Annotated in this window: 11 protein-coding genes; 2 read left to right on the forward strand and 9 right to left on the reverse strand. The window is 74.1% G+C overall.

From position 1 onward, the window contains the following. Positions 1-48: 48 nt before the first annotated feature. The 6 genes from LWC33_RS33700 to LWC33_RS33725 all read right to left on the reverse strand — a co-directional run bounded on the left by LWC33_RS33700 (position 49) and on the right by LWC33_RS33725 (position 5285). Positions 49-1302 carry an aspartate aminotransferase family protein gene (locus LWC33_RS33700; protein ID WP_233308766.1) on the reverse strand — a complete coding sequence of 418 codons (1254 nt, stop codon included), beginning with the start codon at positions 1300-1302 and terminating at the stop codon, positions 49-51. Positions 1303-1384: 82 nt separating this feature from the next. Then, a complete protein-coding gene (locus LWC33_RS33705; protein WP_233308767.1) occupies positions 1385-2305 on the reverse strand; it encodes an AEC family transporter in 921 nt (306 codons plus the stop codon). 96 nt (positions 2306-2401) lie between these two features. Continuing rightward, complete coding sequence (locus LWC33_RS33710) at positions 2402-3106, reverse strand: GntR family transcriptional regulator (protein ID WP_233308768.1); 705 nt, start codon at positions 3104-3106, stop codon at positions 2402-2404. 4 nt (positions 3107-3110) lie between these two features. Further along, positions 3111-3872 (reverse strand): maleate cis-trans isomerase family protein, encoded by a 762-nt coding sequence (locus LWC33_RS33715; RefSeq protein WP_233308769.1) that lies wholly within the window; start codon positions 3870-3872, stop codon positions 3111-3113. A 63-nt stretch (positions 3873-3935) separates the two neighbouring features. Then, positions 3936-4736: a maleate cis-trans isomerase family protein gene (locus LWC33_RS33720; protein WP_233308770.1), complete on the reverse strand. Its 801-nt coding sequence runs from the start codon at positions 4734-4736 to the stop codon at positions 3936-3938. 36 nt (positions 4737-4772) lie between these two features. Beyond that, complete coding sequence (locus LWC33_RS33725) at positions 4773-5285, reverse strand: DUF3830 family protein (protein ID WP_233308771.1); 513 nt, start codon at positions 5283-5285, stop codon at positions 4773-4775. A gap of 123 nt (positions 5286-5408) precedes the next feature. Here LWC33_RS33725 and LWC33_RS33730 point away from each other — a divergent pair, with 123 nt between their 5' ends. Together LWC33_RS33730 and LWC33_RS33735 are read left to right on the forward strand one after the other, a co-directional pair. Further along, positions 5409-6377 (forward strand): D-2-hydroxyacid dehydrogenase, encoded by a 969-nt coding sequence (locus tag LWC33_RS33730; protein ID WP_233308772.1) that lies wholly within the window; start codon positions 5409-5411, stop codon positions 6375-6377. Further along, on the forward strand, positions 6374-7768 hold the full coding sequence (locus LWC33_RS33735; RefSeq protein ID WP_233308773.1) for an amidase: 1395 nt from the start codon (positions 6374-6376) through the stop codon (positions 7766-7768). Before LWC33_RS33730 ends, LWC33_RS33735 begins: the two co-directional genes overlap by 4 nt. A gap of 9 nt (positions 7769-7777) precedes the next feature. On the opposite strand, the gene tatB is transcribed toward LWC33_RS33735, so the two are convergent. The 3 genes from tatB to LWC33_RS33750 form a co-directional block, all read right to left on the reverse strand. Next, positions 7778-8218, reverse strand: a complete 441-nt coding sequence (gene tatB / locus LWC33_RS33740; RefSeq protein ID WP_233308774.1) for a Sec-independent protein translocase protein TatB — start codon at positions 8216-8218, stop codon at positions 7778-7780. A gap of 19 nt (positions 8219-8237) precedes the next feature. After that, a complete protein-coding gene (locus LWC33_RS33745; RefSeq protein ID WP_233308775.1) occupies positions 8238-9800 on the reverse strand; it encodes a S1C family serine protease in 1563 nt (520 codons plus the stop codon). A gap of 68 nt (positions 9801-9868) precedes the next feature. Beyond that, a partial coding sequence (locus LWC33_RS33750; protein WP_233308776.1) for a hypothetical protein occupies positions 9869-10064 on the reverse strand: 196 nt, incomplete at its 5' end.

The following is a 10064-nucleotide window of genomic DNA, read 5'->3' on the forward strand; positions in this document are numbered from 1 at the left end:
CTATCGTTCTCTCACCGTCCGCGAGCGCCCACTACTCGCGGATACGGGTCAGACCGCGTTCGCCAGGGCCTTGCTCCAGAGCGCCACGCCCTCGTCGACCTGCTCGGCGGTGGTGATCAGCGGCGGGATGAACCGCACGACGTTGCCGAACGGGCCGCAGGTGAGCAGCAGCAGGCCCTGCTCGGCCGCGGCCGCGTGCGCCTTGACGGCGGTGGCGGCGTCGGGCGAGCCGTCCGGCGCGGTGAACTCGACGGCCACCATCAGGCCGAGGCCGCGGACGTCGCCGACGCTCTTGACGTCGGCCGAGGCGCCGCGGAGGCCGTCGAGCAGCCGGCGCCCCTGCACGGCGGCGTTCTCGACCAGGCCCTCCTCCTGCACGACGTCGAGGGTGGCCAGCGCGGCGGCGCAGGCGACGGCGTTGCCGCCGTACGTGCCGCCTTGCGATCCCGGGCGCGCCTTGCTCATCAGCTCGCGTGACGCGGCGATGCCGGACAGCGGGAATCCGCTCGCCAGACCCTTGGCGGTGATGAGGATGTCCGGCGTGAGGCCCTCGACGTGCTGGTGGCCCCAGAACTTCCCGGTGCGGCCGTAGCCGGTCTGCACCTCGTCGGCGATCAGCAGGATGCCGTGCCGGTCGGCGCGCTCGCGCAGGCCGCGCAGGAAGGCCGGCGGGGTGGGCACGTAGCCGCCCTCGCCGAGCACCGGCTCGATGATGAACGCGGCGACGTCGGCGGCCGGCGCTGTGCTGACGAGCTGGCGGTCGAGCTCGGCCAGCGCGAACTCGACGGCCTGCTCCTCGCTCCAGCCGTAGCGGTAGGCGTAGGGGAACGGCGCGAACACCGTGCCGCCCATCATCGGGCCGATCCCGGAGCGGATCTTGGCGCCCGACGTCGTGAGCGCGGCGGCGCCCATGGTGCGGCCGTGGAAGCCGCCGTCGAAGGCCAGGATCAGCGGGCGGCCGGTGGCGTGCCGGGCCAGCCGGACCGAGGCTTCGACGGCCTCCGAGCCCGAGTTGAGGAAGAAGACGCTGTCGAGCGCCGGCGGCAGCACGTCGCCGAGCCGGTCGGCCAGCTTCAGCAGCGGCTGGTGCATCACGGTCGTGTACTGGCCGTGGATCAGCGTGGCGACCTGATCCTGGGCCGCGGCGACGACCTTCGGGTGGCAGTGCCCGGTGGAGGTGACGCCGATGCCGGCCGTGAAGTCCAGGTACCGCCGCCCCTCGGTGTCGTAGAGGTAGACCCCCTCGCCGCGCGCAGCCTGGACGGGCGTGGCCTGGGTGAGGACCGGGGACAGCTGTGCCATGGAACTCCGCTCCACGAATCGGTGATTGTCGGGTTGTCGACAATCTCAGGGAACCATGCCGGACCCCACCCCGGCAAGGGCCCTACCCCGACAGCAGCCCGACGAGCACGACCAGCACCGGGACGCTCACGATCGTGGTGGTCAGCGCGGCGTCCCGGCCCAGCCGGACGCCCCGGTCGAAGCGCACGGCGTAGCCGAAGACGTTCTGCGCGGTGGGCAGTGCCGCACACACCACGACCGCGGTCAGCGTGGGCCCGGACAGCCCGAGCACGACCCCGCCGAGCACGAGCGCGAGCAGCGGGTGCACCAGGTTCTTCAGCGCCACGACGCACCACAGCGAGGGCCCGACGTCCCCCGCTCCCGGCCGCGCGGCCCCGCGCAGCGAGATGCCGAACGCCAGCAGCATTCCGGGCACCGCCAGGTCGGCGATGAGCTGCAGGGGCGCCATGACCGGCTCGGGCGGCAGCCAGCCCGTCCCCGAGACGATCAGGCCGGCCGCGGTCGCCACGGCGATCGGGTTCCGAAGCGGCGCCGTCAGCGTCCGGGCCCACGACGTGCGCTCGCCGGACACCACGTCGAGCACGGTCGTGTAGACCGGGGTCAGCACGGCGAGCTGGAACAGCAGGACCGGGGCGACGGCGGCGGCGTTGCCCAGCGCGTAGGTGGCGATGGGCAGGCCGAGGTTGCCGGCGTTGACGTACCCGCTGGCCATCGACCCGATCGCGGTCTCCCCCGCCGGCCGCCGCCGGGCCAACCCGACCGGCAGGTAGAGCAGGCAGGCGAGGGTGCTGGTCACGGCGGTGACGACGAGCGCCGAGGAGAACACCGCGCCGACGTCCGCCCGCGCGAGCGTCACGAACAGCAGCGCGGGCGACGCCACGAAGAACGCGGTGCGGGAGAGCACCTGGGTGGCCGACGGACCGAGCACCCCCGCCCGGCCGATCCCGTAGCCGACGGCGATGACCACGCCGATGACGAGGAAACCTTCGAGGATGCCCGTCACGAGCGCGCGGGGAAGCCGGTCACGTGTGCCGACCCTACGACCCCGGCGCGCCGCACGGCAGGTCGCCCGCCGCAGGTCACAGGGGTCGGACGCGGGTCAGGCGGGCAGCGCCGGGGGCGGCGCCACGTCGAGGATGCGGGAGACGGCGTCGGCCATGTGGGCCTCGAGGACCCGGGTCATGAGCACGCCGTCGCCGGTCGCGAGCGCGTCCCGCAGGGTGCGGTGCTCGGCGAGCAGGTCCTCCGACGGCGGGGCCGTCTGCTGCAGCGCGGCCAGGCACATCCGCGTCTCCACCAGCAGCGTCCGCGACATCCGGTGCAGCCGCGGGCTGCCCGACGCGGCCACGAGCTCGGCGTGGAAGTCGTGGTCGGCGTCGGCGAGCGCGACGGTGTCCCCCGCCGCGGCCGCGGCCTCCATCGCCGTGATCGCCGCGGTCAGTCGGGCGACGGCCGGACCGCGGTCCGGCTCGGCGAGCAGCAGCAGCGCGGCGGCCCGCTCGACCGCGGTGCGGGCGGTGTAGACGTCGCGCACGTCGGCGGCGTCGAGGTCGCGGACGAAGAGCCCGCGGTGCCGCTCGCTGCGCAGCAGGCCCTCGGCCACCAGCCGTTGCATGGCCTCGCGCAACGGCCCGCGGCTCACCCCGAGCCGTGCCGCCAGGTCGACCTCGCCCAGCTGGGTGCCGGGTGGGAAGGTGCCGCGCATGATCGCCGCCCGGATCCGGTCCGCGACGATCGCGGCCGTCGACCGGCGGTCGATGGGCTCCAGCTCGCCCATCCGGATCTCGGGACTGCTGCCCGCCATCGCCTCAGCCCGCCTCCGGCCCGGCCGCGAAGAGCGCGCCGAGCCCGGAGCGCGCCCGGTCGGCGCCGGCGAGCCGCAGCCCCTGCCACACGCTGACCTGGTTGGCGGTGAGCACCGGCTTGCCCACCCGCTCGTCGAGCCGGTCGAGCACGTCGATCGTGTGCAGCGCCGTGTCGGGCATGAGGATCGCCTGCGCCTCGGCGGCGGCCGGGTCGCCGGCGACGCCCGCGGCGAACTCCAGCACGACGTCGTCGGGCAGGGTGCCGACCTCGGCCGCGGTGACGATCCCGCGAGAGGTCAGGGTGAGCACGCGGATCCCGGCCTTGCCGAGGAACTCGACGAACCGCTCGGCCACGTCCCCCGGATAGGTCGCGCCGACGGCGACGGTGTCGATCCCGAGCCGGCGGCAGGCGTCGACGAACGCGAACGACGTGCTCGACGCGGGGACCTGCGCCACCTGCTGCAGCGCCTTGACCTGCGCCGCCGCGCCGTCCCAGCCGAACACGAAGGATCCGGACGTGCAGGCCCAGATGATCGAGTCCAGCGGTCCGGCCTGCGCGGCGACCGCCTTGGCGCCGTCGGCGAGGATGTCCTCGGAGCCGACGTCGAGCAGGGCGTCGACGCGGTGCGCGTCCTCCCGCATCAGGGTGTGCACCAGCGGGAGCCGGCTGCCGTCACCGAGCCGCTGCTCGGCACGCGGATAGTCGTCCTCGGCGGAGTACCCCGGGTACAGGATCCCGACGGTCGGTGTGGCGGTGGGTGTCACGGGCGTTCCTCGCGAGTCGGCCGGGCAAGTTGTCGACAATCGTACAAGTCAGGCCCGGCCGGGTCACGCCACCGAGCGCCGCAGGGGGATCTCGAGCAGCCGCCCGCCGCCCACGGCCTGCCGGCCGATCGCGCGCAGCGAGGCCCACATCGTGACCTGGTTCGCCGTGATCACCGGCTTGCCCAGGGCCTGCTCGAGGGGCTCGATGATGTCGTAGGTGGGCAGGTTGGTGCAGCTGATGAACAGCGCGTCGGCCTCCGGCCGGTCGACCGCCTTGACGATCGACACGACCTGCTCGTAGCCGACCCGCCAGATGTTGCCGAGCAGGCCGAGGCCCTCGCTGGCGACCGTGCTGACCCCGCTGTCGGCGAGGAAGGTCACCAGCCGGTCGGTGACCGCGGCGATGTACGGGGTGGCGATCGCCAGGTTCTGCACCCCGAGCAGGTGCAGGGCGTCGACCAGGGCACCGCTGGTGGTGGTGGCCTCGGGTGCGCCCGCCTCGATCATCGTGCGGCGGAGCACGAACTCGCCCGTCACCCCACTGACGAAGCTGCCGGACGTGCAGGCGAACGTCACGACGCCGGGACGCGGCGTGAGCACGTCGCGGGTCGCGCGGCGCACCGCCCGCCGGTCGCCGACCGCGACCGCCATCTCGACGGTGACCGGCGTGGTGAAGAACGGCAGCCGGGTCAGGTAGAGCGAGACGTCGTCGGGCGCCCACCGCCACAGCTCGCGGTCCAGCGCGAAGTCGAACGGGGCGACGACCCCGACGCCCGGTGTGTCGTCGGCGGATCCGTCCGCGCCGGAGGCCGGGCCTGGGCCGGCGTCCGGGTCGACCAGGCCGACGGAGAGTTCAGCGGGCATCGTGCCACTCCACTCGAACGCTCCGAGTAGGTCGTTCTACTCGGAGGAACCCTCGGGCAGCCGCTCGTACACGAGCCGCTCCCCCACACTGCCGGAACGCCACACGTCGTGGCACGCCTCCGCCATCGCCGGCAGATTCTCCACGATCGTGGCGTAGACGTTGCCGGGGACCCATCCCACGTCACCGTTGAGCAGGAGGTTGTTCCGGCCGTAGAAGATGGCCAGGTCGATGCCGCCCGCGGCCTGGTCGATGTCCTGGTCCTCCTTGAAGGAGGCGTCGAGCATCCCGCCGTGGAAGTCGAAGTAGCAGACGTCGCCCGGGATCGGGGTGACCGTCGGGTTCTCCTGGCCGATGGTCGGGCCGAACCGCCGGACGATCGAGTAGACCTCGTTGCGGGCGTACTTCGCGTGCTGCGCCGGGCCCCCCAGCGGCCCGTCGGCCAGCGCCTCCCAGACCGCGGCGGTGGTCCGCGGCGCCTCCTTCTCGAGCAGCTCGGCCACGCAGGACACACCGCGGCGCTCGAGGCTGATCCGGATGTACTTCGGCAAGGCACACACCTCATACGGCATCGAGGACAGCAGAACCACTCCGCACCACGCGGATTGTTGACAATCATACGAGCGCTTCCTAGCGTGTCAATCGCCTCCCCCGCTTCCGGAAGGATCTTCGGTGTGTCCGTTCCCGCAGGTCAGCCCGTCATCGCCGTGCTGACCGGAGACGACCCACCGGCCGGCCTCGACGAGCGCGCGGAGGGCGCCGAGATCCGCCTCGCCGGCCCGTCCGACCTGGCCGGGGCGTTGTCGGGGGCCGACGTCCTGCTCGTCTGGGACTTCCTCTCCCCCGCCGTGCCCGCGGCGTGGCGTGCCGCCGACACCGGCGCCGTCCGCTGGGTCCACACGGCGAGCGCCGGGGTCGACAAGGTCACGTTCCCGGAGATCCTCGAGCACCCTGCGCAGATCACGAACGCCCGCGGCGTGTTCGACCGGCCGATCGCGGAGTACGTGACCGGCGTGGTGCTGGCGCTCGCCAAGGACCTGCCGGCCACGCTGCGGCTGCAGGGCCGGCGGGAGTGGCGGCACCGCGAGACCTCCACGGTGCACGGCAGCACCGCCGTCGTGGTCGGCAGCGGGCCGATCGGGCGGGCGATCGCGGACATGCTCGGCGCCGTCGGCCTGCGCACCGAGCTGGTCGGACGCCGGGCCGCGGAGGAGGTCCACCCCTTCGACGCGCTGCCGGGCCTCCTGCCCTCCGCCGACGTCCTCGTGCTCGCCGCCCCGCTCACCGACGCCACCCGCGGGATGCTCGACAAGGCCGTGCTGGACCTGCTGCCCGACACCGCCCGCGTGGTCAACGTCGGCCGCGGCGGCCTCGTCGTCGAGCAGGACCTGGTGGCCGCGCTGCAGGAGGGCCGGATCGCGGGCGCGGCGCTCGACGTCTTCGAGACCGAGCCGCTGCCCGCCGACTCGCCGCTGTGGGTGATGGAGAACGTGATCGTCTCGCCGCACATGTCGGGCGACGTCGTGGGCTGGCGGGGCATGCTGATGGACCAGTTCCTGGACAACCTCGCGCGCTACCGGGCGGGCGAGCCGCTGCACAACGTCGTCGACAAGAGCCTCGGCTATGTGAAGGGTTCCTCGTGAGTACTGCTGATCTCTCCGCCACCGAGCTTCTCGCGGGTTACGAGAAGGGCGAGATCTCCCCGGTCCAGGCCACGCAGGACGCGTTGGACCGCATCGAGGAGCACAACGCGAAGGTCAACGCGTACACGCTGGTCGACGCCGACTCCGCCCTGACCTCGGCCCGCGAGTCGGCCGAGCGTTGGAAGGCGGGGACGCCCGTCGGCCCGCTCGACGGCGTGCCGACCTCGATCAAGGACATCCTCCTCACCAAGGGCTGGCCGACGACCCGGGGCTCGTGGGTGGCCGAGGCCCCCGAGCCCCACGACGTCGACGGCCCGCCCGTCGCGCGGGTCCGCGAGGCCGGGGCCGTGCTCCTCGGCAAGGTGACCACGCCCGAGTACGCGTGGAAGGGCGTCACGGACTCGCCGCGCTGGGGCGTGACCACGAACCCCTGGGACGCCACGAAGACCGCGGGCGGCTCCTCCGGGGGCTCGTCCGCGGCGGTCGGGCTGGGGATGGGCGCGCTGTCGCTCGGCACGGACGCGGGTGGGTCGGTCCGGATCCCCGCGGCGTTCACCGGCACGGTCGCGCACAAGTCGACCTACGGCCGCGTCGCGCACCACCCGGGCAGCCCGTTCGGCACCCTCGCCCACGTCGGGCCGATGACCCGTACCGCGCTCGACGCCGCGCTGCTGCTCGACGTCGTCTCCGGGTTCGACGCGCGGGACCCCTGGCTGCTCGACGCTCCCCCACGCTCGTTCGCCGAGCAGGCGGTGGAGGGCGTCGCCGGGCTGCGGATCGCGGTCAGCCCGACCCTCGGCTACGTCGACGTGCACCCGGACGTGAAGTCCGCCTTCGAGGCCGCCGCCGACGTGTTCGCGCGGCTCGGCGCGACCGTCGAGCGCGCGGATCCCGGGTTCGCGGACTGCGTGGAGCCGTTCCACGTCCTCTGGTTCGCCGGCGCCGCGAAGTGCCTGGAGCCGTACTCGGCCGAGCAGCGGGCGCGGATGGACCCGGCGCTGGTCGAGATCGCCGAGCTGGGTGCGACCTACTCGGCCACGGACTTCCTCGGCGCGATGGCCGTGCGCAACGACATGGGCTCACTGATGGGCGCCTTCCACCGCGACTACGACCTGCTGCTCACCCCGACGCTGCCGATCCCGGCGTTCGAGGGCGGCCGCGAGACGCCGTCGGGCGAGGGACGCTGGACGAGCTGGACGCCCTTCACCTACCCGTTCAACATGACCCAGCAGCCGGCCGCGACCGTGCCGTGCGGGTTCACGGGCGAAGGTCTCCCCGTGGGGCTGCAGATCATCGGGCCGCGGCACGCCGACGGCCGGGTCCTGGCCGCCGCCCACGCCTTCGAGCAGGCCACCGACCACCACAAGGCGGTCCCGACCCTGCTCCGGTGAGGCGACGCGTCAGGTGGCGTCGGGGTCGATCGGGGGGCGCTCGTCGGGTGCGAGCCGCTCGATCGGCCTGGCCGCCGGCGGGGCCGCGGAGGCGGTCTCGCTCGTGCTTCCGTTGATCCCGTAGTTGCCGTTGGTCCCGGTGCCACCGTTCCGCCGGAAGGCGTTCACGCCCAGCGGGTCCGGGTCGTCCTCGAACAGCGTGCGGCGCACCGCGGTGCGGGGGTTGAAGTTGCGCAGCCCGCGCAGGTCCTCCAGCGGCTTGCGGAGCTCGTCGAACTCGGGGCCCAGCTCGTTGCGCAGCTTCGTCTGCGCGCCGGTGGCGTACTCGCGCACCTGACGGATCGTCTTGCCGAGCCACGCCGCGGCGGACGGCAGCCGTTCGGGGCCCAGGATGAACAGCCCGGCCACGACGAGGACGAGGATCTCTCCCCAGCCGACGCTGTCGAACACGGGCTCAGCCTACGCGGTGTCAGTCGGAGGCCAGCGTCGCGTTGACGGTCAGCGGCCGTCCGTCGCGCACGAGCTGGATCGGGACGACGTCCCCGGGGTTCTTCTCGCGCACCGCCACGATCAGCTCGTCCGCCCCCGCGATGTCCCGGTCGCCGACCTTGACGATCACGTCCCCCTCGACGATGCCGGCGCCGGCGGCGGCCCCGCCCGCCACGACGTTCTGCACCTGCGCACCGTCGGCCTGCCCGTCCGTCACCGAGCGGACGTTGACGCCGAGGTCGGCGTGCGTGACCCGGCCGCTCCGGATGAGCTCCTCGGCGATGGTGCGCGCCGTCTCGATCGGGATGGCGAACCCGAGACCGATCGAGCCGCCCTCGGACTGCGACGACCCGCCGAGGCTGCGGATCGCCGTGTTGATCCCGACGACGGCGCCCGTCGAGTCCACGAGCGCGCCGCCGGAGTTGCCGGGGTTGATCGCGGCGTCGGTCTGCACGGCGTCGATGACGGCGACGGCGTTGCCCTCGCCGTCGAGCCGGACCGGCCGGTCGAGCGCGCTGACGATGCCGGTGGTGACGGTCCCGGCCAGTCCCAGCGGGGAGCCGATGGCGATCACCGCGTCGCCCACGGCCAGCGCCCCCGAGGCCCCGAACTGGGCCACGGTCGGGTTGGTGACCTGCACCTTCACCACGGCGAGATCGGTCTTCGGGTCCCGCCCGACGATCGCGGCGGGCGTGCGGCTGCCGTCGCTGAAGACCGCCTGGATCGTCGCGCCCTGGGCGTCGGCGGCCGGCGCGACGACGTGGTTGTTGGTGAGGATGTAGCCCGCCGGGTCTATGACCACACCGGACCCGGTGCCGCCCTGCTGACCCACCTTGATGTCGAGCGAGACGACCGCCGGCAGCACCCGGGCGGCGATGTCCGCGACCGAGCCGGGCGGGCGTTCCTTGCCCTCGGTGGTCGAGCTGAGCGTGGCGCCGGGCTCGGTGAGCGAGTTCGCGCCCTCCGCGGTGTACCGGCCGACCAGCCCGCCGAGCGCGCCGATCAGGAGCGCGAGCACGCCGAGGATCGCGAGGGCCCTCGGCTCGACCCGGCGACCGAACAGCACCTCGCGGACGCTGAGCCGGGGCCCCGCTCCCCGCTCCGGCGCCGGCTCCGCCTCGCCCGGGGGCGGCGGGCCGAGCTCCACGGGACTCTCCGGGCGCCGCCACGGGTCCTCGCGGCCGTCCGTGCCGGCGGCGTCGCCGGTGGGCCAGAACGCGTCGTCGTCCCCGGGGCGCCCGTCGGTCTCACCGGGGGGACGCTGCAGCGCGGGGGTCTCGAGGGCGGGGCGGCCGAACGCGCTGGCCAGGGCCGCGGTAGGGGCAGGAGCCAAGGTGGAGCGGGCGTGCCCGTTCGTCGCGCCACGGTCGGCGAACGCGCCCTCGACGCCGGTGGGGCGGCCGAACACCGCGGCGGTCTCGGGGTCGACGGCGGGCCGGGCCAGGCCACGCGGCTGCAGCCGGGGCGGGTCCTCCCGGGGCGGCTCGGCGGCGTTCTCCCCGCTCGTCCCGCGCTCGTCGGCCGGGTCCTGCGCGTCGCTCATGGTGCGGACCAGCCTGCCCGACGGGCGGTGAAGTCCGCGTAGCCGGGCGGGATCATCCCGGGCGCGGCTCAGCGCTCGGTGCGCGGCTCGCTCGCCGGGGCCGGGGTGGCGCTCGTGGGGGGCGGGGTCGTGCTCGGGGTGGCCGCGGGGGCACCGTTCCGGATCGCCACGGGCTGGAAGGTCGCGCGCGTGTCCAGCCGGGCCGCGCCGTCGGAGCCGGCCGCGCCGCCCAGCACGCTGCCGCCGAGCACGCCGCGCTCGGGC

Origin of the sequence: Pseudonocardia terrae, from assembly GCF_021343995.1 — a bacterium.
Taxonomy (GTDB): domain Bacteria; phylum Actinomycetota; class Actinomycetes; order Mycobacteriales; family Pseudonocardiaceae; genus Pseudonocardia; species Pseudonocardia terrae.